Genomic DNA, 24,612 nt, shown 5'->3' on the forward strand with positions numbered 1-24,612 from the left:
TTATTCACAATTGGCGGCAAATGATTCGTGTTTAGACCGCTAAAAGGCTAGAAAAAGGGGTAGAAGTATAAATGATGATGTAAACTGCGACGAAATTATCAGCGTCTGCAAATTTCCAGATTATTTCAGCTTAAGACTTTTGCCTGGCTCTGGCTTACCCTTCAGGTCTTGCAAGTTTAGCCTATCCAGCAATTGATCACATCTGACCAGCATAGCCGGAGCAAATTGCAGCTGATTGCAATATATTAAATATTTTATAATGATTTGCCTCAGGACATAAACCAAAGGCATAAAGATTACGAAAGTTATCCATGTTATTACAGCCTGTCATTCTCTCCGGGGGATCTGGAACCCGGCTATGGCCGCTATCGCGTGAAAAGCATCCCAAGCAATTGCTCGCCCTGATAGGCGAAGAAACCATGCTACAGGCAACCGCAACACGCGTCAGGGACTTTTCCGGTGCCGTGGGCGTAGCCGAAAGAATGATCGTGGTCTGCAATGAAGAATACCGCTTCATCACGGCAGAACAATTGCGCGTCGCAGGTTTCAACAACTGCAGCCTGTTACTGGAACCCACCGGCCGCAATACGGCCCCGGCATTAACACTGGCAGCCCTGGCAGCCGTGGCATCAGACACTGATGCGGTCTTGCTGGTAATGCCAGCTGACCATGTCATCAACGATAAACAGGGTTTTCATCAGGCCATACAAGATGGGCTGCAACAGGCCATAGACGGTGCCATGGTGACCTTTGGCATCGTACCTGACCGACCTGAAACCGGTTATGGCTACATCCAGACGGGCGATGTGTTACCAGGCCAGGCCGTACGCGAGCTGCAGGCCTTTGTTGAAAAGCCAGTATTGGAAGTAGCCCAGCAATATCTGGATGGTGGCCGTCATTTATGGAATAGCGGTATTTTCATGATGCGCGCGACCACCTGGCTCAAAGCCATACAGCACTTCCATCCCGCCATGCATGAGGCCTGCAAACTGGCGATGGACAAGGCCAGCATCGATAGCGACTTTGTCCGCGTTGATAAAGAAGCCTTCCTGTCTTGCCCTTCTGACTCCATCGACTATGCCGTCATGGAAAAACTGGCCAAAGACCAGGACTTGCATATCCCTGGCTATGTCGTGCCTTTCAATGCAGGCTGGTCTGACGTAGGTGCCTGGGATGCTGTCTGGCAAGTGTCAGATAAGGATGAAAACGGCAACACTGCCCATGGCGACGTGCTGCTGGAAGATTCCCGTAATTGCCTGGTGATTTCTGACAGCCGCCTGGTGGCCTGCCTGGGTCTGGAAGATGTCATCGTGGTTGAAACACCAGATGCGGTACTGGTCACCAATAAGGCCAATACCCAGAACATCAAGCGTGTCGTGACCCGTCTGAAAGATGAAAGCTATACCCAGACAGATAACCACCGCAAGGTCTATCGTCCATGGGGACATTATGATTCTGTCGATAGTGGCGAACACTTCCAGGTAAAGCGCATCGTCGTCAAACCGGGTGGCCGTCTGTCGATGCAAATGCATCATCACCGTGCCGAACACTGGATCGTGGTCAGTGGCACGGCATTGGTCACTCGTGGCGAAGAAGTCATGACCCTGGTTGCCAATCAATCCACCTACATCCCGCTGGGCGTCAAGCACAGGCTGGAAAATCCGGGTGAAACTGATCTTGAGCTGATAGAAGTGCAATCCGGTACTTACCTGGGTGAAGATGATATTGTCAGATTCGATGATATCTATGGACGTGTTGCAGGCTGATCCCTGCTAAGGAAAACCAAGCTTTGAAAGCTGTACTTATCTCATTGTGGCACTACCGCCACTTTATCCTGTCGTCCATCAAGGCCGAGTTTGCCGGGCGCTTTGCGCGCAGCAAGCTGGGTGCGCTGTGGATGATTTTGAATCCTCTGGCACAAGCTACCATCTTCGCTATCGTCTTGTCTGAAGTGCTTGTTACCAAGATACCAAATATCGAAAACAAATCGGCCTATGCAATTTACCTGATGGCGGGTATGTCAGCCTGGGGTTTGTTCGCTGAAATCATGACACGCTGTACGACAGTGTTTATTGATTATTCCAACACTCTGAAAAAAATCGCCTTCCCCAGACTGTGCCTGCCCCTGATCGTCGGCGGCAGCGCCCTCATCAATCATTTGTTATTGCTGGCAGCGATAGCCGTGGTGTTTTTATTCTTTGGCCATATGCCAACTGCAGCTTGGCTGGTACTGCCGCTGGGCATGCTGCTGATCATCCTGTTTGCCTTTGGCCTGGGCATCATACTCGGGTTATTGAATGTATTTTCACGTGATGTTGGACAGGTCATGGGCATCGTCCTGCAACTGTGGTTCTGGTTCACGCCTGTGGTCTATCTGATGGATAATATGCCCAAGCGCTTTATCGCAGTATTGAATCTGAACCCGATGACACCGCTGGTCAAGATCTACCAGAATGCGCTGCTATACGGCGCAGTGCCAAATATCGCGGATTTACTGGTTCCTGTGCTGATTTCAGCGGGCATGTTTATATTTTCATTCTGGATTTTCCGCCGTGCCAGCGCAGATCTGGTGGATGCATTATGAGTCAAATTGTATTAAGTGTCTCTGGCGTTGGAAAATGCTATTCAAAATTCAGCGGCCTGTTGTCACGCCTGATGTACTGGGCTGGCCTGCCAGTAAAACCTGCCTATGAATACTGGGCCAACCGCGATATCAGTTTCAATGTGCCTGCGGGCCAGGCGGTAGCCATCATAGGCCAGAATGGTGCCGGTAAAAGTACGCTCCTGAAAATGATTACCGGTACAGTGCGACCAACGACCGGCAGCATCGCTGTCAGTGGCCGCATCAGCGCGATGCTGGAGCTAGGCCTGGGTTTTAATCCCGAATTTTCTGGCAGGCAAAATGCCTATATGGCAGGTGGTCTGATGGGTCTGAGTGGCGAACAACTGGACCAACTCATGCCAGGCATAGAAAGCTTTGCTGAAATTGGAGCCTTCTTTGACCAGCCCTTGCGTGTGTATTCCAGCGGCATGCAGGCGCGCCTGGCTTTTGCTGTTGCCACGGCAGTGCGCCCGGATGTACTCATCGTCGATGAAATCCTGTCGGTGGGTGACAGCTATTTCCAGCACCGTAGTTTTGACCGAATACGCCAGTTCAAGGAACAGGGTACGTCCATCATCCTGGTCACCCATGGCATGGGTGATGTGCGCAGCCTGTGCGACCACGTCATCCTGATCGACAAGGGTTGCGTGCTCAAGCAAGGTGCGGCAGATGAAGTGGTGGATTACTACAATGCCATGATCGCCCGCAAGGAAAACGAAAACTTCTCCGTCGAGCAAAACCGCAATGAACAAGGCTGGCTGCAAACACGTTCAGGCACAGGCATGGCGACAGTCAGCAAACTCAGCCTGCGTGACCAGGAGAGCGATCAGGTACTGGCTGCGGCGCATGTAGGGCAAAAGGTCAAGCTGGTGGCTGAAGTGCAATTGCGTGCCGACATCCCGGAACTGGTGCTGGGCCTGATGTTGCGCGACAAGCAGGGCAGCGTCATCTGGGGCAGCAATACCTGGTATTCGCAACAGGTACAAAACGATTTGCGCCAAGGTGACACCCTGGAATTTGTACTTCCCTTTGAATGTCCCTTGGGGCCAGGTTCTTATTCTGTCACCACCGCACTGACCAAGGCAAAAACCCATCTCGATGAAAACTATGAGTGGTCAGACAATCTGCTGGTGTTTGATGTCATCAATGTGGATCACACTGAGTTCATCGGCAGCAACTGGCTGCGTGGGGAATTTGAGGTCAGGAAATTGACAGCAAGCTAGGCGAACCTACTTGTGTCTTATTTGTTTCTTACTTGCGCTTATGCTCATCTATGACTTGCTGATAAAGGCGGGTATAATTGCTCGCCATCTTGTCGGCAGTAAATAAATCCAGATAACGCTGGCGCGCATTGATACCCATTTGTGCTGCCTCTTGCGGATGTGCCAGCAGATACTCCATAGCCTGCCTGAAAGCTGCCGGATCACTCGGCGGTACTACCATGCCAGTCTGGCCCGCGACATTGATATACGTCGTGCCAGTGCCAATTTCACTCGATATCATGGGCTTGCCATACATCGCACCTTCCAGCAATGAAATGCCGAAAGCTTCTGAGCGCAGATGCGAAGGAAATGCCAATGCATAGCACAGGGTCAGCAAGGCGACCTTGTCCGGTTCAGGCAAGGCACCAAGGAAATGCACATTCTTCAGTTGCAGGCTTTCTGCCTGGCGCTTGAGTTCGATTTCTTCCGGGCCGTCACCAACAATGACGATAGGGATATCCGTCCCTGCTGCTGCTTCCAGCAAGATATGCAGGCCCTTGTAATAGCGCAGCATGCCAACGAACAGGAAAAAGTTTTCCCCGACGATGGCACGCCATTTCGCCAGCAATTCTGCAGAGGGAACTGGATAAATACTGTTATCCAGTCCATAGGTAATCACCTCGGTCTTGTCTTTATACAGTTCCAGTGTCGGACTGGTCGCCAGATAATTGGGCGATGTTGCCACGATGCGGTCTACATCACGCAGGAACTGATGCTTGAGCGGCGAATACAGCTTCAGCAAATATTTTTGCCTGACGATATCCGAGTGATAAGTGACGACGCTGGGTTTTTTGATACGCCCCAGGAAATGAGCGATATCCATGAAAGGCCAAGGGAAGTGATAGTGAATCACATCTGCCTGCTTTGCCAGTTCAACAAAGCGCGACAAGGCCGACCAGGAGAAACCGGTAGAGGCGATTTCAAAATTCAAATGAGCGCGGTGTACCTTGTGCCCTTCAAATTCTATCAAGGGACGGTCTGCATCGCGTGTCAAAGTCAGTACTTCATTTTCCACACCCAGACGTGTCGTACCCACAGCCATCTGGCGTATGACTTGCTCAACGCCACCGAAGGTGTCGGGGTAATAGGTGCGGTAGAAGTGCAGGACTTTCATGGCGCTGTCCTTAACTGGCCTTGACCGTCTGATAGGCTGCGACAGTATTGCGAACGCAGGCATCCCAGGTCAGTTCGGCAGCACGTTGCAAGCCACGTGCTTTGGCCACGCTGCGCCATTCTTCGTCTTCCAGCGCCTGGCGCAAACCGTCGCGGATGGAATTCACATCAGCAGGATCTACCAGCATGGCGGCACCGGCGGCGACTTCCGGCATGGAAGAGCAATTTGAAGTCAGCACAGGTACACCACTGGCCATGGCTTCAGCAATCGGCAAACCGAAACCTTCATACCAGGATGGATAAGTGAACAAGCGGCAACCGGCATATAAAACCGGCAGCAATTGCTGATCGACAAAACCCAGGTATTTGATCCAGCCTTCACGCTGACCTTTTTCTATGTCGTCATGAATGGCTTCACTCTGCCATCCTTCACCACCGACCAGCACCAGCGGCCAACGCTGGCGCAAGGCATCTGGCAAGGCACGGTAAGCTGCCAGCAAATGTGTCAGGTTCTTGCGCGGTTCTATGGTAGAGACAAAGAAACTATAGCCATCTGGCTGCAAGCCAAATTCATGCAGGACTGGTGCAGTCTCTTCTGAGGAATAGGGATGAAACACTTCATCGACACCCAGCAAGACGGCGCGCACCTGCTCAGAACCCAGATTGAATTCCTGCATCACTTCATCGCGCGTTGCCAGGGAATCGGTTAACACCAGGCTGGCGCGGTCTATCGCCTCTGGAATAGCTTTTCGCATGCGGTCTATCCTGGCCTTGGGATGCCATTGCGGATAACGGTATATCGACAGGTCATGCACTGTCACCACACTGGGTAACCGGGTCCTGGGTACAAAGTAATTGGGGCCGTGAAAGATCCCGTCTGGCACACTGTTCAACTGGCGGCCAGCAAGGATGGGGAGTAATTTGCCATACAGGCGTGCCACCATGGGCAACTGCCCCAATTGACGACGTATGCGGCTTTTGTAGCTGGAACTTGCTGGTGCCGTAACTATTGGCATTGACCCGGCTACCGTCGCATCTGTATTTGCTGGCTGGTCTATGCGCGGTAATTCGCGCCAGAAACCATCCGACAGATAGCGTATTGACTCTATCTCTGCCTGCATGGGCAAACGGGTAGCCAGCTCCCACGCATACCTGCCTATACCAGCCAGCGGCGGGTGTATGGCTTCTATGGAGAGAACAACGTTCATGCTGCATCCTTGTGTTGCAGCATCCATGCCAGCGTGTCACGCAAGGTGATAGCAGGCAACTCACCTATGCATGCTTGCAAGCGTTGACCATCACCCATGAGTTTATGCACTTCATTGGCGCGCACAAAGGCCGGATTCACATGTACCTTGATTTCATAACCAGCCAGCTCACTGGCCATTTGCAATACCGAGCGCAGGGTATGCGCAGTGCCAGAACAGATATTGAAAGTCTGGCCTGCAGGTGCTTGCTCCAGCAAACGGGCATAGGCCCTGGCGACAGTACGTACGTCAGAAAAATCCCTGGCGACATCCAGATTGCCAAGTTCTATATCGCTGGCTTTGCGACGGTAATGATTGATGATCTTGGGCAGCAGGAAATTTTCTGTCTGACCTACACCTGTGTAATTGAAGGGGCGGGTTACGATGATGGGCAGCTTGTCCATCCAGAGGCGCGCTACATGCTCCATCGCCAGCTTGCTGACACCGTAATCATTGGCGGGTTGAGCTGGCTCGGTTTCGGCAATCACTTCTGTGCGGGTATTGCCATAAATATTGGCGCTGCTGGCCACCAGCACGGCCCGCGGCTTTTTATCCAGGCTAGCCAGTGCTTCCAGCAGATTACGGGTACCGACTACATTGACACGGTAAATTTCTGCAGCGTCGCCATGGGCCACAAAAGAAATGGCGGCAAGATGGGCAACCACATCTGGCTGGATTTCTGCCACCAGTTCAGTCAGGCGCTGCTTGTCACCCAGATCAACGGCAAAATTATCTTGCCCGGGTGCTTCTGCACCATGGGTAGTACCAAAAACCCGGTAACCAGCCTCTTTCAGTTCTTGCGCCAGATAACGACCTGTGAATCCCTTAATACCTGTTATCAGGGCGCGTGGCATCGCAGACATCAGAACGACGCGCCGTTCTGGTTACGGCGCAAATCTGCTTCTACCATCATCTGGCACAGCTCTTCCAGCGTAGTCTTAGGTTCCCAGCCCAGCACTTTTTTGGCTTTGGCAGGATCACCGATGAGCAATTCCACTTCTGCAGGACGATAGAATTTTGGATTCACACGGACCAGCAATTTGCCGGTTTTTGCGCACGTAGCGGTTTCGTGCTCGCCTTCGCCTGACCATTGCAACTGTATGTCTGCTGCCTTGAAAGCCATGGTGACAAAATCACGTACAGTTTCTGTGCGGTTGGTCGCCAGCACAAAAGTGTCGGGCTTGTCGGCTTGCAGCATGCGCCACATGCCTTCTACATATTCCTTGGCAAAGCCCCAGTCGCGCTTGGCATCCATATTGCCGAGTTCCAGCACGTCGAGTTTGCCCAGTTTGATCTTGGCGACAGAATCAGTAATCTTGCGCGTCACGAATTCGCGGCCACGCAGCGGGGATTCATGATTGAACAAGATGCCGCTGCAGCCAAAGATGCCGTAGGATTCACGATAATTGATCGTCATCCAGTGCGCATACAATTTGGCCACGCCGTAAGGGCTGCGCGGATAAAATGGGGTCGATTCGATTTGTGGCACGGCTTGCACCTTGCCAAACATTTCGGAAGTTGAAGCCTGATAGAAACGGATTTCGGTATTGACGATGCGAATCGCTTCAAGCAAGTTCAACGCGCCGATGCCGGTAATTTCTGTCGTGGTCAGTGGCTGTTCAAACGACACGCCAACAAAACTTTGCGCTGCCAGGTTATAGACCTCGGTAACGCCGGTCGTTTGCAGCAGACGTATGCTGGCCGACAAATCGGTAAGATCATACTCAACCAGATGCAAGGCAGGGTGAGTTGCGATACCCAGCTCTTCTATGCGCCAAAAATTGACTGAACTGGTACGACGATATGTGCCATAAACGGTATAGCCTTTTTCCAACAGCAACTGAGCCAGATAGGCTCCGTCCTGACCAGTAATACCAGTGATTAACGCTTTTTTACTCATTCAAGAAAACCTCTTCGCCGCAGCGAACATTCAAAATTCTTCTAACCAGATAATGGACTGCTAATTTGAATCCATCTGTGACCGTGATCACAATTTATCCACAGTTGCACAGTATACAATGACTGTTCGCCGCACTGCGGAAATTTAATGCAAGCGCATGTAAGTGGTACTACGCAAGAATCGGCAAAACACGGTATCAGCCTTAGTTATCTGGCAATTATTGCAATATCATTTATTCAATCTGCCAAAGCGCCATAGCGCTTGCGGTAAGCAGCGACTGCTTCTTTATATTGCGACAACTGTGCGTCACCGCCAGCAACTGACAAATAATCGAATAAATCATTCAGGCTGGCGATAGAAACGACAGGCATGTCATACGCCTTGCCAACTTCTTGCGCTGCTGAATTCGCAGACAGGGCATCATCCTTGCCAGAACGCTCCATGCGGTCCAGCGCGATCAGTACGGCACTCGGGGTGGCGCCGGCATTGCGGATCAAATCTACTGATTCACGCACTGAAGTGCCGGCAGAAATAACGTCATCAATAATCACGACCTTGCCTGCCAGTTTTGCACCAACGATGTTGCCACCTTCGCCGTGGTCCTTGGCTTCCTTGCGGTTATACGCAAAAGGCACATTCCTGCCCATGCGCGCCAGTGCCACCGCTGTAGCCGAGGCAAGCGTAATACCCTTGTAAGCGGGGCCAAACAGCATGTCAAATTCCAGTCCGGAATCGAGCAGCGTGCGGGCATAAAAATCAGCAATGCGGCCCAGATTGGCACCATCATTGAACAGACCTGCGTTAAAAAAATAGGGGGAGGTACGCCCGGCTTTGGTGACGAATTCGCCAAAGCGTATCACGCCAGCCTCGACTGAAAACTGTATAAAATCTTGTCTCAAAGTACTCACGATAAGCTCAATTCCTATAATTTATGCGGTTTACTGCTGTTTTGCGTCAAACCTAGAGCATAACATGCGTGCATAATTGAATTTAGTCTGTTTGAAGTGGCAAAATTGCTAAAAATTTGGCAATCAGGGCCTCAGACGCTGACAAATCCACCATATTTGCCTGTATTTGGGTGGCAAAGGCGTGACAAGTAACACCAAGTTGCTGTAATTGCATGGTCTGTATTTGCAAATCTTTACATCCCGATAAATCCAGATACAAATCTCCTGCGCGCAGCGCGACGAAATCATCCGCCGGCGCGGGTCCGGCCAGAGAGAATTGCTCAAAAGTCCAGCTTCTGGCATAGCGGAAATCCGGGCCTGCATAGCAGACAGGTTCAAAGCGCAAATCCTGGCGGGCAAGTATCACTGCCTCCAAAGCCGCTTTCCATCCTGCCGACAACGCCTCTTGCGACTCACACCATGTACTGACATCTAGCATGACCATGCGTTTGCCTGGACGCGGCGTGCAATGGGCTAGATGGCGCGCCAGTTCGCGTAAATCATCATTTGCGACTTCTGCCTGCAAGTGTGGATGCTGTGGCGACGCAGGCGAGATATCAGCAATCGCCGCCAGACTGCGGTGCATGCGGGCCGCCGGCTCGGTCAGCGCAAATTCTTCTATCGCTTCTGCATAGCTGCGTGCAATCAATGCAGGTGCATGATGGGCTTGCACAAACTGCCTTGCCGTCTGGCCTGTAAGCTGGCTACTCTTGCTTTCATCATGCAATTTGCTGATGGCTTGCAATAGTTCTTTCTGCGTAAACTGGTCAGGCATACCCAGCACGGCATCTGCTGGCAACTCTGCCATGGCACCGTTGCGGTTCAAGATCACAGGCAGGCCATAGGCCATGCATTCAAGAACAGCGGCTGAAGTTTCGCCACGCGAGAGTGTACGTAACTGCACAGCACCATCGGCAGCCTGCATGTACAAGGCAAATTCTTCTGCAGTAGTAAACCCGGTGATGCGCACGCGCTCGCCATTGGCGATGCGCTCTTGCAATTGCGCCCCATATTCACCAGGATCATTCTTGCCAACAAAAATCAGGTGACAGTGTGCATCCTTGCTGAGAGCGGATTCCTGCCATGCATCGAGCAAGACATGATTGAGCTTGGTCGGCCCCAGCATGCCAAAGCTGCACAAGACAAAATCCTGTTCACCGAGCCCCAGCTTGCTACGCGCGAGGTGTTTGTCAGATACGGCGGGGATGCGTCTTAACAAAGGTACTTGCTGCCACTGACAGGCGGGCCAACCTTTGATCCAGGTGTTCGCCAGTTCTTGTGCATAGGCAGAATGCACAATCACACCCTCGGCACGCTCAAGTACAGCACTGCTGCAAGGGTATTTCGCCATCACCGTGGTGTAATCAGCCGCATTGCGCCTTTCCAGCAGCGCTGCATAACCATGTGAGAGATACAGATGCTGCGCCCATATACCTGGCCTGGATGAACTCATCTCCAGATTGGCGAGCGAATCACTCAAAAAGTAATCATGCAAAACCACGATGCCAGGGTAGCTGGCAAACAGCGGGTACATATAAGCATGCACGGCAGAATTGCCAAAATGATAGAGAACACGGTCAAAGCTGGCAGCATGCTTAACAAACCACTGGCTGTCATGTATGGCGAAATTGGCTGTCAGCCATGGTGCATCTAGCTGGCTTTGTTCTGCAATCAGGGTGATGTCGTAATAATCGGCCAGCTCAGGCAACAGGTCTGCGCTGTAGTTGGCGATGCCGGACGCCACTGGCGGCAAAGGAGAAATGTACGCCAGCCTTGGTTTGACAGGCGGCAGGCACACATGAACTTTGGCGGCGGCCACTTGCTGCAAGTGAGCGTGGCTGACTTCAATCGCATGCAGCGCTTTTTTGGCTGAGGCATCCCAGGAAAATTTCTGGCATTGCTGCAAACCGTGTTCGCGCAAACGGGCAGCAAATTCTGGCTGCTCAATTACCTGCAGCATTTTGGCGGTGATCGCCGTTATGTCTCTGGGGTCAAACAAGGCATCGGGATATTCCAGTACTTCAGGCAAGCTGCTTGTGTTGGCAGCAATCACCGGCGCGCCACAAGACATGGCCTCCAGCGCAGGCAAGCCAAAGCCCTCATGCCAGGAGGGGAAGACGAATAATTTGCAATCCTGATATAGCAACGGCAAGTCTTCATCCGGTACAAAACCAGTCAGGATGATTTCATCTTCTGCCAGTTGCAGTTGCGTGACCAGCGCTGCGATGCGTTCACGGTCTGCTTTTTGCACGCTGCAGACGATGGCCAGTTGGTGTTGCTGGCGCACTGCCAGCGGCAGACCAGCATATGCCTGGATCAAGCCATCGATATTCTTGCGTATATCGATACCGCCGGTGTACATCGCCATATCGCGTGTAATGCCATAGCGCGCACGCAGAGCATGCATGACCTCATCGCTACAACTACGCACCTGGAAATGTTCATCCACGGCAGAAGAAATACTGACCACACGCTCTGGCGACAACTGCAGCAAATCCATGCCTTCCTGCCGCGACGAATCAGAGATCGCCAGCAATAGATCCGCGCGTTTCAAACTGGCCAGTTTGCGGTAATACCAGGCTCTTTGTGCCGGGTCGTTCAGATACTGTTTGTCATACATCAGGGGAATCAGGTCATACAGCGTTACCGCTGTTGGCAAGTGCTCACCCGATATCGCAACACTGGATACTGCATCATCACCCGAGCCTTCAAACAGGCTGGTGACATGGATAAAATCGGGCCGCAAGGCAGCCAGGGCCTGCTCCCTCAATAATTCTGCCGCACGGCTGCGCCAATAGTTTTGCGGCACCAGTTCTGCTACCGGGTCGGGCGCGCCCCAGGTGACAATGCGCTCTTGTGGCAGCATGCCGGCGAAGGCGTCACGCAAGGGCTGTATGGTGTCAGGAAACAAGCTGCTCAGTAGCAGCCAGATGTCATGCTCTCCCGCATTACGCACCATGGCCTTGGCCAATGCCAGTGAATAGCGGCCTATGCCACGATGGCGGCTACCGGTGGATTGACAAGCTTGTAGATCGATAATGATGCGCATGGTGGGCGGTCTGTTTTACTTTTGTCGGCTGATGCTGCGGCTGCGTTGCATGCGGCTCTGGAGTTCATTCAAAATTCGCTGGCCTTCATCGTTGAGCCGGTCTGGCATGACTTCAGCCACCTCGGTCTTATCTACTTTAGCTGGCATGAGTTTTTTGAGCACGAGCTTGATATCGCGCAGCAACTTGGGCAAGCCACCGTTCTTCAACAATTCCACCGAATAGCGCATGGGCGCGGTCAGTTTCCAGGAGGAACTGGCATAGACTGCCTTCAGTTCAGCACGCAATTGTTCTTCATTCATGATGGCGCAGAGGGATAGCTACCCTGAGGGAAAAGTAGGCAAGTATAAACTATCTGCTGGCTTTTCCCTTTCAAATACACGTACTGCTACACTATCTGGTATGCTTTCTATCTCACTTTAAGTCACTACTTACCAGCATGACTAAAATCATCTCTGCCAATCTGAATGGCATACGCTCAGCCTCCAAAAAAGGCTTTTTTGAGTGGATGCAAAAGGAAAACCCTGACGTCGTCTGCGTGCAGGAGCTGAAAGCCCAGGAAGCGGACATGACGCCGGACTTTCTGAATCCGCACAAATATCACGGGCATTTTCACTATGCCGAGAAAAAAGGCTATTCCGGTGTTGGCGTGTATAGCAAGAAAGAACCAGATGCGGTCTATATAGGCTTTGGCAGCCCAGAATTTGATGCCGAAGGCCGTTATGTGCGCTGTGATTTTGGCAAATTATCAGTCATTTCCCTGTATTGCCCGTCCGGCTCATCTTCACCTGAACGGCAGGAAGCCAAGTTCCGGTTCATGGAATTGTTTTATCCCCATCTGCAACAACTGATTGCCGAAGGCAGGGAAATCATCATCTGTGGTGACTGGAATATCGCCCACAAAGAGATCGATTTGAAAAACTGGAAGAGCAATCAGAAAAATTCCGGTTTCTTGCCAGAAGAACGCGCCTGGATGACGCGCCTTTTTGATGAGCAGGGTTGGCTTGACGTGTATCGCCATCTGCATCCTGAAACAACAGGCGATGCTTACACCTGGTGGAGTAACCGCGGCCAGGCCTGGGCAAACAATGTGGGGTGGCGTATTGACTACCATGTCGCCACCAGCGGCATAGGTAAAAAAGCGCACAAGGCATCGATTTACAAGGAAGCCCGCTTCTCTGATCATGCACCGTTGATCATAGAATACAAATAAGCTCCTGACCTTTCAATGAAAAATGCCCGTCTATGAAATAGACGGGCATTTTTTACTTCTGGAGCCTTGCTGGTTTATGCTGGTTTAGCCAGGCAAACGTTTCACGCGGTCGCGCTTAACCTCATTCAATTTACTGCCCTGCTCGCGCACATAAGACTCAAACGCTTCCAGGTCACGGCCTATCAACTCTTTGTCTTTGGCTTGCTTGAGAACGGCAAAACCATCACCGCCATCAGCCATAAAGCTGTTGACTACCACACTGTATTGCTGGTTCAGATCTAAGGGCTTGCCCTTGATCCTGACATCTTTGACGCGCTCATTGGTGCCGGCACGCGGGTCATAGCTGTAATTCAAGGTGTGTGATACAAACAGTTTTTTTGGATCATTGACTTCACGGCCCGACCATTGTTGCTGTAACAGCGTCAGGATTTGTGCGCCTGTCAGTTTCATGCGTACCAGGTTATTGCCGAATGGCTGCACCGCATACAAATCACCATATGACACTGCTACCGGGCCACTCGCCTTGCCGGAAGGCAGGTCACTGCGTATGCCACCGGCATTCATGAAGGCGACATCAGCACCACCCGCATGCTGCCCATGATGGAGCTGTGAGTCCGCGATGATATTGCCCAGGCTGCTGTCAAACACACCAGCTTCACTATTACGTGATAAGGGTGCACTCAGATTGACAATAGGGCGCTGGCGCAAACTCGCCGTTTGTGATGCTACCTGATCGACCAGTTGCTTCGCTGCCGGGTCTGCCTGCAAGGCTTGCTGGTCAATCAGATGATTGACAGCCACGGCCTTGATGACCTGGTTGGTCTTGCGGTCTATCGTCAGGGTTGACTCTGTCAGAAAGGAACCATAACTGCGCCCCTGCACCACCAGTCTGCCATCTATCTTGCAGGTATAGCCCTGGTGTGAATGGCCAGAAACGATAAGGCTGATGGCCTTGTCGAGTTTTTTACTGATCTCGATAATCGGGCCTTGCAAACCTTCGCAGCGATAGCTGGGGTCATTCTCTGAACCCTTGTAAGTTGCACCTTCATGTATCAGCACCACGATAGCAGCCACACCCTGCTTTTGCAGTTCTGGCACATAACGGTTAATCGCCGTTGCTTCATCTTCAAAACTCAAATGTTTCACCGCATCACCAGCCACCAGATTGGGTACATCCGCTGTTACCGCACCGATGAAGCCTACCTTGAAGTCACCAACCTGGCGTATCACATACGGTGTCAGCCACGGCTTGTTACTACCAAGTTCATGAATATTGGCACCCAGGTAGGAAAAACGGGCACCCTTGAAATCTGCATAAGCGCAACCGGTTGCCGGACATTCGCCCTTGATTTTGCGCATCAGGTCAGCGGTGCCATTATCAAATTCATGATTACCAACAGCCGTCACTGACAAATCCAGACGGTTCAGGGCTTCGATGACGGGTTCATCTTTCATCAGTGCTGAACCCATGGGTGAGGCACCGATCAGATCACCTGCACCAACAAAGATACTGCTGCCAACGGCCTGGCGGCGTTCTTTGAGCTTGGTAGTCAGGTAGGCATAACCACCTGCAGGTACAGAGATTTTTTCACCAGGGCGTGCCGGGTCAGATTTGGTGGCGACATAGGGCACAGGCTGGTCGGCCTGTAAATTGCCATGGAAATCATTGATACTGAAGATCGTGATATCCGTCGTTGCTGCCAGGTTCGCCGTAAGCATTTTGTCAGTGCTGGCACAGGCGGCCAACATTACTGCAGCGATGGATATGCTGATTAATTTTAATTTTTGCATAGAAAATATTCTTAAATTAAAAAGAATAAGGCCTGCAACAAGTGTTCTTGTTGCAGGCCTGTATCAAGTCTGTGTGGTGAGATTTTGCTTCACCACCTCATCCCTCCAGATTAGAAATCTGCCTGGAAAGTGACCGAGCTAAAGCGTGGTGCACCCAGGTAGTAGAACACACCTTTGGCAGAAGCGCCTGGATAGGCAACTGCATTGGTGATGTTAAAGCTGGATGGGTTACGATATTTTTCGTTAGTCAAATTACTGACGCTCAGACGAATTGTTGGTTTTTTGAACCAGCTGGTGTTCGGGAATTGATAACCAGCATCAAAGCCCAGCAAAGTGTAACCAGGTACAAATTCATCATTCGTCATGGTGGCAAACTGACCGCCTGTGTATTTCATTTTCAGACGTGTGTACCAGACTGCTGTTTCATACTGCGCGCTCAGACCGGCTTTCCATTCTGGTGTCAAGGTCATTTGCTTTCCAGCTGTTGGAATGTAAACACCTTTTGCCACTTGCAGGTCGTCTTTGATTTCGCTCTTCGCATAACCAACGGAACCATAGAAAGACCAGCCATTGACCGGGGTATTACCCAATTCAACTTCAAAGCCTTTGGTTTTTACTTTACCAACATTGGTAACGGAGCTTTGCGCAGAGACAGGATCAAAAGCAGTTGCCTGACGGTCAGTAAAATCTACTGTATATACAGTAGCCTGAGCTGTCAACTTGTCACTTTGCAGGCGATAACCCAAATCGAAGTTGTAGGAAGTTTCTGGTGGAACTTCTGCGAAACCTACGCTGCCATCCGGATTGATTTTCGCGTTATTTGTCGTTGAATAGACAAAGTTTGGCGGTACCTTCATGTTACGCGCCAGGCTGGCGAATATCTGGTTGTTGTTATCGATCTGGTAGCGTGCACCCAATTGCGGCAAAGCTTTGGTGTACGTACGTTCAATATTGTAAGTAACGCCTGAGTTGGTGCCTTCATTTGCATAGTTAGTGAAGTTACGTTTCATGGTAGGAACGCGTACACCAACATTGATGGTCAGCTTGTCATTCAGCAGACTGATCGTGTCTTGCAAGGAGAACTGATAAGCAGTACTGATAGTTTTCCAGTCACGGCTTTGGAAAGGTGTGCCATCAGGACGGGTGATACGGCCTTCTTTCAACCAGATATCAGCTGCATTGCCGTTGGCATCAACAGCAACCATAGGGCCGAACTGTTCATGCGTTGCACGTTCATACCAGACACCAGCCAGGATTTGGTGATTGTCGATAGTGTGAACAACGGAAGCTGTTACACCAGGGCGGTTAGTGCGTGTCACGCTACTGTTGGCAACAATCACTTTGTCCAGCGTATCGCCGTCACCGTTCAGATCAACAGCGGCAGTCAGTTTGCCAGTTGTTGGATTCAGGAATGCGGATTCAGTTTGCAGACGTTGTTGTACGCCGCCTGTACCGTACCCATACCAGTAGTAAGGGACAACTTTGACATCAGTATTTTCATTGATACGGAATTTGCCAGTGACAGAGAAAATCGCATTTTCAAATGGATTTTTTGTCAATTGGTAGAAAGTGTCAGCATTTGCCTGGCTAGGATCGTTGTCTGCCTTGCCCTTGGTTGGCGTGACGTGACCAATGAACTTGGTCGAATAATCATAGTAGTAACCATTTTTTGCCAGGTCAGCCAAATTGAATGTGCTGATGTTCTGGTTGATTGCGCGGTTATACAACAAAATTGCATTGATGGAATTGAATTTGTCGAAATCGATGCGGTAACCAGCATCTACGTGGTTACGGTCTGCGCCGCCTTCGCCTTTCCACTTGTCAGCTTGCGCATGGGAAGCAGAAATAAAGAAACGGGAACGGCCATCAGCCCACAGGCCTGTGTCGTAACGCAGGAAAGTCTTGGACAGTTTCAAACCACCCAGAGTTTGCATGACGCGGAAACGTTTTTCTTTGGTTGGATCACATGTAACGATACCAAAGTTACCACCAGTTGCACCGATTTGTGGGGAATCGACGTCTGTCGAACCTTGAGTCACAAACTGTGTACAGGTATTTTCCTGATCCACGAATTCTTGCGGGAACACAGAGAAGCTACCAGAGTCATTGACTGGTACGCCATTGATGGTCGCACCGATCTGGTCACTGTTAAAGCCACGCAATGTCAAACCGCCACCAAACAAACCGGTTGCGTCATAGTTGAAACTATTAACCGCAGGCATCAATTCCAGCGCTTCATAGGCATTGCCTGTAGGACGCTGTTTGGCCAGTTCTTCCGCAGTAATAGTACTACGTGCTTTTGGTGCATTCTCTTGTACCATCAAGCCCATACCAACTTTTTTGCCGGTGATGGTGACGCGGTTTGCATCAGGCTGTTCATTGGATTCTGTCTGCTGCGCATAGGCAGAGGACATGCTCAGGCATACCAGTTGGCATGCGACTGCAACCATCGACAAACGCGATGGAAATGCGGACGATTTGTTTGATTGTTTCATTGAAGCTCCCGAATCATTTTACAAATGGAAATAAAAAATTAGTGCAAAACCCCGTTTATCATCTCAAGCCACCGCAACTGCCTGATGACATCCCCTTCACCGCTCGTTTTTTTGCCAAATATGTTGGCTTTTTTTGTAACTGGTTGTAATTCCACAACAAACACCTGCGATGACATGTCACATTAGAAATACTTCTGGCTATTCATGCCGCGCAAACGATTGCTTTTTTTGAAAATTGAAAATTTTCAACTGCGCAAACGATTGCTATTTCTAAACAAAAAACAGACGGACCTTTTTACAGTGCGTCTATCTCCTAGTGACATCTTTAAACTTGAGCGATTTGCCGGGGCAAATGTCTGTCGATCAGATATTTTGATATGTAAAAATAGTCTATCACATAAAATTTTGAACTTGCAGAGTGTCCCATCCAATTATGAAAGGATGATGACAAAGTGGTCTTAGGGGCAAGTTTTTGTCACAATTGCGCGACAAATTACTATTTTGACACTATTTTTTATTTGAAAAGCACTTAATTCCCCGAATATACAACGGGAGCAATGCCTTTGACATTGGTTTGATAAGGTGGCAAGGCACTTATACTGACGCCTTTGGCATGCGCATATAAAGGCATGACTTCTGGGAAGTGATTGCGGATTTCTGCAATACGGGTAGTACCTGCGGGGTGGGTAGATAACCATTGTGGTGGTGCACCCTTGCTGACCATACCCATTTTTTGCCAGAGTGCGACACCAGCGCGCGGGTCATAACCCGCCCTGGCGGCAATATCGAGACCAACGATGTCGGCTTCAGTCTCGTCACCACGCGAAAATGCCAGCATGCTGAACTTGGCCACACCACCAGCTACGCCACCCGCGATATTGGGGTCGTAACCCTTGGCACCAGCCCACAGTTCAGCCAGTTTGATACCCACATTCGCAACGGTTGCCTTGCCTGCACGTTCAGCACCATGTTCGCGCAATGCATGGGCAATTTCATGGCCCATGACTATCGCGACTTCATCATCAGTCAGTTTCAGGGTATCGAGGATGCCGGAGTAAAACGCGATCTTGCCGCCTGGCATGCAGTACGCATTAACCTGTTTGGAGCCGATCAGATTGACTTCCCATTTCCATTGCTTCGCCCTTTCATTCCATTTCAGCGCATGCGGTATCAATTTATCGGCAATTGCCCGCAGACGGATAACCTGGGGATGGTTGGCCGGCCCCAAAGCACGCTTTTGTTCAGCTACCTGCATGGTCTGTGCATACTGCGCCGCGGCCTGGCTTTCCAGCGCACCGGTCGGAGCCAGTTTTCGCAGGACCGACATTTCACCGACCTTGACACCGTCTTGCTGCCCGCTATTTTGCGCATGAGCCGCAGCGCCCAAGGCAAACAGACTGGAAAATAGGAGTGCAGCGTGGTTCAGTTTCATGGCGAATATGTGGCAAGAAGATACGCAGAATGATAAGCGCAAATGGGAGCCGTCTGGCTTTTTTTAAAGACCCTGCCTCTTTAAAAATTAAATACTTGCTACATAGGACCGCCTGCTCATCTTGACTCCAGAAGCTCACGCGGCATTGTCAAACCTCTCCAGATCACTCACGCAAATAGCTCAATTACATTTTTCTGATAAAAAAATAAATATTTCCGGAACAAAATAGTTTCAAATATGTCTATTCCTTATCTGCCTGTACTCTAAACTATTTTCAGGGCGCAGGGAAAATATTACAAATAAGATAATAAGCTCTATGAATACCCTTTCCACTCAGCGCTCTAGCGGGCGCTATCAATATATTGATTTCCTGCGCGGCTTTGCAGCCCTGCTCGTGATTTACCAGCATACGATTGATTTTGCGTCGATGGCACAAGCAGATGTGCAGTTGAATGCCGTAGAAGTCGCCATCGCTCATTTTTTTTCCAAACAGATAGGCATAGGTGAGATAGGTGTCTGCATTTTTCTCATGGTCAGCGGCTTTGTCGTGCCTTTCAGCTTATCGACTTATCCTGTAGAACCGGTCAAGACTTTTGTAATACACCGTTTTTTCCGACTGTATCCTGCCTATTGGCTATCAGCAGTCCTTGGTCTGGTGTTTGTATGGTGGCGTTGTGGTGTCAGCCAGGGTGGTAACAACATAGACTGGCTCATGTTTGTCGCCAACCTGACCATGTTCCAGGCTTTTGTCGGTATCGACAACATCATCGGTTCTTACTGGACCCTGGCACTGGAACTCTTGTTTTATTTTTTCTGTATCTATCTGTTTTCACGCGGAAAAATGACTTCTTTAAAGAGCATAGTGCTCTTGATGCTGGCAGTCTTGCTGTTACCTAAATTGTTCCATCGCCTGATGACCGTATCTGCTTATTCCGCGAATGTTCTGTTTTATCTGCGTTACATAGGCTATATGTTCTTCGGCCTTTTATACCGCGACTGGTTGCTGAACAAGAATAACGCGTCTGGAAGGAAAGCCTTGTTTGTGCTCGTATGGACTTTTTTAATCTTTACCGGCCGGGACATACTGCACTTCTGGAATCTGGATACCGCTCAATTAAGATCCCCGGCTGCGCAACTGATTGCCATCACTATTTTCATTCTGACGACGACGGTATTCAAGGTACAGGGAAAGCTGGGTAGTTTTTTAGGAAAAATCAGTTATTCCATGTACCTGTTCCATCCGGTGATTTTTTATCCCTTGTATACCTACGTATGGAGGAGCTTGCCTGCTGACTGGCAATCGCACCCTAACCTGTTCTTTGTGATGTCTGCCTTGTTGACGATTGCCTTTTCTTATTGCACCTACCGCTGGCTGGAGGAACCTGCCATCGCCCTGGGTAAAAAGCTCACCCGGCAACGACAGGCAAGTTTGCTACCACCTATGAGCAATATGAAGGTTCACGTGTGATGTTTAAGACAACCTGATGGAAAGGCAGCCTATTTTTTCCGTAAACGGAAAACCGCCAGGCTGCCACGCAAATTGGGCAGCCAGGTCACGGGCTGCCCCTCATGCAGGGCGACACATTCCATCACCTCCAGGCCAACTTCTGCTGCCAGGTCAGAAAAATCGAGTATCGTAGCGCAACGCACATTGGGAGTGTCATACCATTCATACGGCAGGGATTTTGATACCGGCATCTTGCCGCGCAATAAGGCGGTACGGTGTGGCCAGTAACCAAAATTGGGGAAAGAGACGATGGCCTCGCGCCCTACCCTGGCAATGTCACGCAACAATGGTTCTACATGTTTCATCATCTGCAGTGAAGACAGGCACATGACGGTATCAAAGGCATTGTCTTCAAACATGCCCAGGCCATTTTCCATATCCTGTTGTATGACATTTACGCCACGCGTCGCACAGGCAAGTACCTTGTCGTCAGCGATTTCTATGCCATAGCCATTGCATCGCTTGTCGCTTTGCAGATAATCGAGCATGACGCCATCGCCGCAACCGACATCCAGTACTTGTGCCTGCGGCTTGATCCAGTGAGCAATAAAAGCAAGGTCAGGTCGCAAGACATTCAATTCTGAAAAATTCATGCCGCTACTCCCAACAGGTCAGCTTTTGGTTCAGCTTGTAATTCAGCTCGCAATTCTGCATCTATACGCTGGTAATACGCAGCAATCAGGTTCAGGTAACGCGGATCGTCGAGCAGGAAGGCGTCATGCCCATGCGGTGCATCGATTTCTGCATAACTGACGGTGCGCTTGTTGCTGACCAGGGCTTTGACGATTTCGCGGCTGCGCTCAGGTGAAAACCGCCAGTCAGTGGTAAACGAAGCAAGCAGGAACTTGGCCCTGGTCTGCGCCAGTGCCTTGGCGAGATCACCACCGGTATGACGGGCGGGATCAAAATAATCGAGTGCCTTGGTGATCAGCAGATAAGTATTCGCATCGAAATAATCCGAAAATTTATCGCCCTGATAGCGCAGATAAGATTCAATTTCAAAATCCACGCCATAGCCAAACTGGTAGTCACCGCCTTTGAGGTCACGGCCAAATTTCTCGGCCATGTCATCATCTGACAGATAGGTTATATGACCTATCATGCGCGCCACCCGCAAGCCACGGCGCGGCACAACATTGTGGGCATAGAAATCACCACCATGGAAATCCGGGTCAGTCAAAATCGCCTGGCGCGCCACATCATTGAAGGCAATATTCTGGGCCGAGAGTTTTGGAGTAGAAGCCACAACTACACAATGACGCAGACGGTCAGGGTACAGAATACTCCAGGCCAGCGCCTGCATGCCACCGAGGGAACCACCCATGACGGCAGCGAATTGCGCGATACCCATGCGCTCCGCCAACCTGGCTTGCGCATTGACCCAGTCTTCGACGGTCACCACCGGGAAATCTGCACCATACGGCTTGCCCGTGGCAGGATTGGTATGCATGGGGCCAGTAGAACCAAAACAAGAACCGAGATTATTGACACCGATGACAAAAAACTTGTCGGTATCGACTGGTTTGCCGGGCCCAACCATATTGTCCCACCAGCCTACATTCTTGGGCTGGTCTGCATACACGCCAGCCACATGGTGCGAGGCATTCAGGGCATGGCAGATCAGGACTGCATTGGATTTGTCGGCATTGAGCTGACCATAGGTTTCCACCATCAGGGTATAGCCCGCAATCGAAGTACCGTTTTGTAAGGCTAAAGGCTGGTCGAACTGAAACGCTTGTGGCGTGACGATTCCAACTGATCCAGGTGAGGATGACATACACTCTTCCATCGGGATTGAACCCGTTATCAAAAAACTCAGGAAGGCTAAAAGGTGGGCTGAATGTGAGAAGGGGAAAGCTGCATTCAAGCTCGCTTTAGCCGTATTTATCATTCGGGATGTTTTCCGAACCGCGCCCGCAAGCTGATTTTCAAATCGGCGCACTGTGAAGGATAAACCAAATCTGGCACCGGGGTCAAACTCCGGCACCGTAACTGTCACAATTTTAATATAAACTTGTTAATGCAAAGTAGGCGATTGCGCCCCCATCGCAGCCAGGGTTTCCCTGATTGTTGCCGAATCGTAGCTGCGCAAGATTTTTTTGACATGTCCTTGCAGCGCATCTAGCCGGGTGTTCAAAATCTCTTGCTTGATCTCTGGCAGCAATGCCGCAGGCATAGACAATTCACGGAAACCCATACCTGCCAGCAAGCGTGTCAGGCGTATATCGCCCGCCATACCGCCACAGATGGAGACTGGTATGCCAGCCCTCTCACCTGCTGTAATAATCATTTGCAAGAGTTGCAAAATAGCCGGGTGCAAATCATCATACAAGTGGGCAACCTCATGATCTGCCCTGTCAATTGCCAGCGTGTATTGGATCAGGTCATTGGTACCGACAGACAGGAAATCCAGTTTCTTGACAAACATCGGTAGCGACAAGGCTGCCGCCGGGATTTCTATCATGGCGCCGATGGCGATCTCTGCATCAAAGTCCTTGCCCTCCTTGCGCAGTTCATTCTTGGCTTGTTCTATCATGGCCAGGCTCTGGTCTATCTCAAAACCATGGGCCATCATCGGTATCAGTATCTTGACCTTGCCAAAGGCCGAGGCGCGCAGGATGGCGCGCAATTGCGTCAGGAATAATTGTGGCTCGGCCAGGCAATAGCGTATGGCCCGCAAACCCAGGGCCGGGTTGAGGATATTATGTTCGGTCGTATCCAGTGGTTTGTCGGCACCGACATCAAGTGTGCGTATCGTTACCGGCCTGCCTTTCATGGCTTGCACTGCCGTACGGTAGGCATCGAACTGTTCTTCTTCTGTCGGCAGCTTGTGTTGCTGGCCGCTGCTTTCCATAAACAGGAACTCTGAACGGAACAGGCCTACCCCACTGGCACCTGCCTCCAGCGCGTGAGCGGCATCCTGCGGCAATTCTATATTCGCCAGCAAGGTGATCTCGACGCCGTCCTGAGTAATGGCCGGTGTCTTTTTAAGTTTGTGGAGTTTTTTCCTGGCTTTGGCCAGTATGGTCTGACGGTCGCGATATTGTTCGAGCACCAGAGAACTTGGGGCAACGATGACGACACCGGCATCACTGTCGATGATGAGCCAGTCGTCCTGTTCTATCAGGCGTGATGCATTGCCCATGCCGACCACAGCGGGTATACCGAGGCTGCGCGAGACGATGGCGGTATGAGAATTGTGCCCGCCTTCGTCGGTGACAAAACCGGTGAAAGCAACATCGCGGAACTGCATCATGTCTGCCGGAGAAATATCCCTGGCAACCACGATCATATTGGCATTGCGCTCATCGATACCGTCAGAGCGTATCGCACTGCCAGCAGTACCGGTCAATACCTTGAGTACGCGCTCTGCGACTTGCTGTATATCAGCCTTGCGCTCGCGCAGATATTCATCTTCGATTTCATCAAACTGTGCTGTCAGTTCGTCGATCTGGCTGACCAATGCCCATTCGGCATTGTAGTGGCGGGTGCGGATGATATCGAGCGGTGCTTCCGAGATCATTGGGTCGGACAAAATAAGTACATGCACGTCGATGAAAGCACCGAGCTCTGTGGGTGCATCTGCAGGCAAATCTGACCAGATGGCCTGCAATTCCTTGTGTACCTGAGCAATAGCCAATTGCAGTCTTTGCACTTCGGCTTCGACCTGCTCCTGTCCTACCAGATAATGTTGTACATCCAGTGCTGCCGGACGCAGCAGATGAGCGCGCCCGATTGCTATACCGCGTGAAACGGGGATGCCTTGCAGTGTAAAAGATGCCATGCTGTGTCCCCCAAAATACTTAATCTCCGGGCCTTGTGATCTTGCCGCCCTGTCTTATTTCTAGCGTAACAATCCAGTGTACCGATGCATCGTTAAACCTAAGACCATCAGCAAACCTGATGCCTGTTTTTGCTGATTCAATCAAAGAAAGACAAGGTAAACGAATAGAGTCAAAACAACAATGAGAAAGATGTTGCGATATGTTGCCAATTGTATTATCAGTTGTTTTACACAGAAATTCTGCTTACAAATTCACCTTTGATCATCGCAAA

General features: G+C 50.6%; 18 protein-coding genes. 5 read left to right on the forward strand and 13 right to left on the reverse strand.

Annotated elements, in window-relative coordinates; genetic code table 11:
- Nucleotides 1-311: 311 nt before the first annotated feature.
- Genes ACO0LN_RS19975 through ACO0LN_RS19985 form a run of 3 tightly spaced genes read left to right on the forward strand, consistent with a single transcriptional unit; the run spans nucleotide 312 to nucleotide 3,825 of the window.
- The gene (locus ACO0LN_RS19975) at nucleotides 312-1,766 is read left to right on the forward strand and encodes a mannose-1-phosphate guanylyltransferase/mannose-6-phosphate isomerase (RefSeq protein WP_422976767.1); all 1,455 of its coding nucleotides are present in this window, start codon (nucleotides 312-314) and stop codon (nucleotides 1,764-1,766) included.
- A 23-nt stretch (nucleotides 1,767-1,789) separates the two neighbouring features.
- Nucleotides 1,790-2,584 carry an ABC transporter permease gene (locus ACO0LN_RS19980; protein ID WP_422976770.1) on the forward strand — a complete coding sequence of 265 codons (795 nt, stop codon included), beginning with the start codon at nucleotides 1,790-1,792 and terminating at the stop codon, nucleotides 2,582-2,584.
- Nucleotides 2,581-3,825, forward strand: a complete 1,245-nt coding sequence (locus ACO0LN_RS19985; protein WP_422976772.1) for an ABC transporter ATP-binding protein — start codon at nucleotides 2,581-2,583, stop codon at nucleotides 3,823-3,825. The genes ACO0LN_RS19980 and ACO0LN_RS19985 overlap by 4 nt, the downstream gene beginning before the upstream one ends.
- 28 nt (nucleotides 3,826-3,853) lie before the next feature.
- On the opposite strand, the gene ACO0LN_RS19990 is transcribed toward ACO0LN_RS19985, so the two are convergent.
- The 7 genes from ACO0LN_RS19990 to ACO0LN_RS20020 form a co-directional block, all read right to left on the reverse strand.
- Complete coding sequence (locus tag ACO0LN_RS19990) at nucleotides 3,854-4,978, reverse strand: glycosyltransferase family 4 protein (RefSeq protein WP_422976774.1); 1,125 nt, start codon at nucleotides 4,976-4,978, stop codon at nucleotides 3,854-3,856.
- A gap of 10 nt (nucleotides 4,979-4,988) precedes the next feature.
- The gene (locus tag ACO0LN_RS19995; RefSeq protein ID WP_422976776.1) at nucleotides 4,989-6,185 is read right to left on the reverse strand and encodes a glycosyltransferase family 4 protein; all 1,197 of its coding nucleotides are present in this window, start codon (nucleotides 6,183-6,185) and stop codon (nucleotides 4,989-4,991) included.
- Nucleotides 6,182-7,078, reverse strand: a complete 897-nt coding sequence (locus tag ACO0LN_RS20000) for a GDP-mannose 4,6-dehydratase (protein WP_422977014.1) — start codon at nucleotides 7,076-7,078, stop codon at nucleotides 6,182-6,184. The genes ACO0LN_RS19995 and ACO0LN_RS20000 overlap by 4 nt, the downstream gene beginning before the upstream one ends.
- 8 nt (nucleotides 7,079-7,086) lie before the next feature.
- Nucleotides 7,087-8,124: a GDP-mannose 4,6-dehydratase gene (gene gmd, locus ACO0LN_RS20005; RefSeq protein ID WP_422976778.1), complete on the reverse strand. Its 1,038-nt coding sequence runs from the start codon at nucleotides 8,122-8,124 to the stop codon at nucleotides 7,087-7,089.
- Between the two features lie 236 nt (nucleotides 8,125-8,360).
- Complete coding sequence (gene pyrE, locus ACO0LN_RS20010) at nucleotides 8,361-9,032, reverse strand: orotate phosphoribosyltransferase (RefSeq protein WP_422976780.1); 672 nt, start codon at nucleotides 9,030-9,032, stop codon at nucleotides 8,361-8,363.
- Nucleotides 9,033-9,114: 82 nt separating this feature from the next.
- Nucleotides 9,115-12,120 carry a glycosyltransferase gene (locus tag ACO0LN_RS20015; protein ID WP_422976782.1) on the reverse strand — a complete coding sequence of 1,002 codons (3,006 nt, stop codon included), beginning with the start codon at nucleotides 12,118-12,120 and terminating at the stop codon, nucleotides 9,115-9,117.
- Nucleotides 12,121-12,135: 15 nt separating this feature from the next.
- Nucleotides 12,136-12,420 carry a hypothetical protein gene (locus ACO0LN_RS20020; RefSeq protein WP_422976784.1) on the reverse strand — a complete coding sequence of 95 codons (285 nt, stop codon included), beginning with the start codon at nucleotides 12,418-12,420 and terminating at the stop codon, nucleotides 12,136-12,138.
- A gap of 137 nt (nucleotides 12,421-12,557) precedes the next feature.
- Between ACO0LN_RS20020 and ACO0LN_RS20025 the strand changes: the two genes are divergently transcribed.
- The gene (locus ACO0LN_RS20025) at nucleotides 12,558-13,331 is read left to right on the forward strand and encodes an exodeoxyribonuclease III (protein ID WP_422976786.1); all 774 of its coding nucleotides are present in this window, start codon (nucleotides 12,558-12,560) and stop codon (nucleotides 13,329-13,331) included.
- Between the two features lie 84 nt (nucleotides 13,332-13,415).
- On the opposite strand, the gene ACO0LN_RS20030 is transcribed toward ACO0LN_RS20025, so the two are convergent.
- The 3 genes from ACO0LN_RS20030 to ACO0LN_RS20040 all read right to left on the reverse strand — a co-directional run bounded on the left by ACO0LN_RS20030 (nucleotide 13,416) and on the right by ACO0LN_RS20040 (nucleotide 19,049).
- Nucleotides 13,416-15,122, reverse strand: coding sequence for a bifunctional metallophosphatase/5'-nucleotidase (locus ACO0LN_RS20030; protein WP_422976788.1), 1,707 nt, complete (start codon nucleotides 15,120-15,122; stop codon nucleotides 13,416-13,418).
- 110 nt (nucleotides 15,123-15,232) lie between these two features.
- The gene (locus ACO0LN_RS20035) at nucleotides 15,233-17,617 is read right to left on the reverse strand and encodes a TonB-dependent receptor (RefSeq protein WP_422976790.1); all 2,385 of its coding nucleotides are present in this window, start codon (nucleotides 17,615-17,617) and stop codon (nucleotides 15,233-15,235) included.
- A 529-nt stretch (nucleotides 17,618-18,146) separates the two neighbouring features.
- Complete coding sequence (locus ACO0LN_RS20040) at nucleotides 18,147-19,049, reverse strand: M48 family metallopeptidase (RefSeq protein ID WP_422976792.1); 903 nt, start codon at nucleotides 19,047-19,049, stop codon at nucleotides 18,147-18,149.
- A gap of 316 nt (nucleotides 19,050-19,365) precedes the next feature.
- Here ACO0LN_RS20040 and ACO0LN_RS20045 point away from each other — a divergent pair, with 316 nt between their 5' ends.
- Nucleotides 19,366-20,517 carry an acyltransferase family protein gene (locus ACO0LN_RS20045; protein ID WP_422976794.1) on the forward strand — a complete coding sequence of 384 codons (1,152 nt, stop codon included), beginning with the start codon at nucleotides 19,366-19,368 and terminating at the stop codon, nucleotides 20,515-20,517.
- Between the two features lie 29 nt (nucleotides 20,518-20,546).
- Here the strand turns inward: ACO0LN_RS20045 and metW are convergent, their stop codons facing one another.
- The 3 genes from metW to ptsP form a co-directional block, all read right to left on the reverse strand.
- Nucleotides 20,547-21,149: a methionine biosynthesis protein MetW gene (gene metW / locus ACO0LN_RS20050; protein ID WP_422976796.1), complete on the reverse strand. Its 603-nt coding sequence runs from the start codon at nucleotides 21,147-21,149 to the stop codon at nucleotides 20,547-20,549.
- A complete protein-coding gene (gene metX, locus ACO0LN_RS20055) occupies nucleotides 21,146-22,333 on the reverse strand; it encodes a homoserine O-succinyltransferase MetX (protein WP_422976798.1) in 1,188 nt (395 codons plus the stop codon). The genes metW and metX overlap by 4 nt, the downstream gene beginning before the upstream one ends.
- Nucleotides 22,334-22,573: 240 nt before the next feature.
- Nucleotides 22,574-24,340: a phosphoenolpyruvate--protein phosphotransferase gene (ptsP, locus tag ACO0LN_RS20060; protein WP_422976800.1), complete on the reverse strand. Its 1,767-nt coding sequence runs from the start codon at nucleotides 24,338-24,340 to the stop codon at nucleotides 22,574-22,576.
- Nucleotides 24,341-24,612 lie beyond the last annotated feature (272 nt).

This window comes from Undibacterium sp. TC9W, from assembly GCF_049339865.1.
Taxonomy (GTDB): Bacteria; Pseudomonadota; Gammaproteobacteria; order Burkholderiales; family Burkholderiaceae_D; genus Undibacterium.

Coding starts and splice junctions, on each gene's coding strand:
- ACO0LN_RS19975 (WP_422976767.1), top strand. CDS start 312: ATGTTATTACAGCCTGTCATTCTCTCCGGGGGATCTGGAACCCGGCTA.
- ACO0LN_RS19985 (WP_422976772.1), top strand. CDS start 2,581: ATGAGTCAAATTGTATTAAGTGTCTCTGGCGTTGGAAAATGCTATTCA.
- ACO0LN_RS19990 (WP_422976774.1), bottom strand. CDS start 4,978: ATGAAAGTCCTGCACTTCTACCGCACCTATTACCCCGACACCTTCGGT.
- ACO0LN_RS19995 (WP_422976776.1), bottom strand. CDS start 6,185: ATGAACGTTGTTCTCTCCATAGAAGCCATACACCCGCCGCTGGCTGGT.
- ACO0LN_RS20000 (WP_422977014.1), bottom strand. CDS start 7,078: ATGCCACGCGCCCTGATAACAGGTATTAAGGGATTCACAGGTCGTTAT.
- gmd (WP_422976778.1), bottom strand. CDS start 8,124: ATGAGTAAAAAAGCGTTAATCACTGGTATTACTGGTCAGGACGGAGCC.
- ACO0LN_RS20015 (WP_422976782.1), bottom strand. CDS start 12,120: ATGCGCATCATTATCGATCTACAAGCTTGTCAATCCACCGGTAGCCGC.
- ACO0LN_RS20020 (WP_422976784.1), bottom strand. CDS start 12,420: ATGAATGAAGAACAATTGCGTGCTGAACTGAAGGCAGTCTATGCCAGT.
- ACO0LN_RS20025 (WP_422976786.1), top strand. CDS start 12,558: ATGACTAAAATCATCTCTGCCAATCTGAATGGCATACGCTCAGCCTCC.
- ACO0LN_RS20030 (WP_422976788.1), bottom strand. CDS start 15,122: ATGCAAAAATTAAAATTAATCAGCATATCCATCGCTGCAGTAATGTTG.
- ACO0LN_RS20035 (WP_422976790.1), bottom strand. CDS start 17,617: ATGAAACAATCAAACAAATCGTCCGCATTTCCATCGCGTTTGTCGATG.
- ACO0LN_RS20040 (WP_422976792.1), bottom strand. CDS start 19,049: ATGAAACTGAACCACGCTGCACTCCTATTTTCCAGTCTGTTTGCCTTG.
- ACO0LN_RS20045 (WP_422976794.1), top strand. CDS start 19,366: ATGAATACCCTTTCCACTCAGCGCTCTAGCGGGCGCTATCAATATATT.
- metW (WP_422976796.1), bottom strand. CDS start 21,149: ATGAATTTTTCAGAATTGAATGTCTTGCGACCTGACCTTGCTTTTATT.
- metX (WP_422976798.1), bottom strand. CDS start 22,333: ATGTCATCCTCACCTGGATCAGTTGGAATCGTCACGCCACAAGCGTTT.
- ptsP (WP_422976800.1), bottom strand. CDS start 24,340: ATGGCATCTTTTACACTGCAAGGCATCCCCGTTTCACGCGGTATAGCA.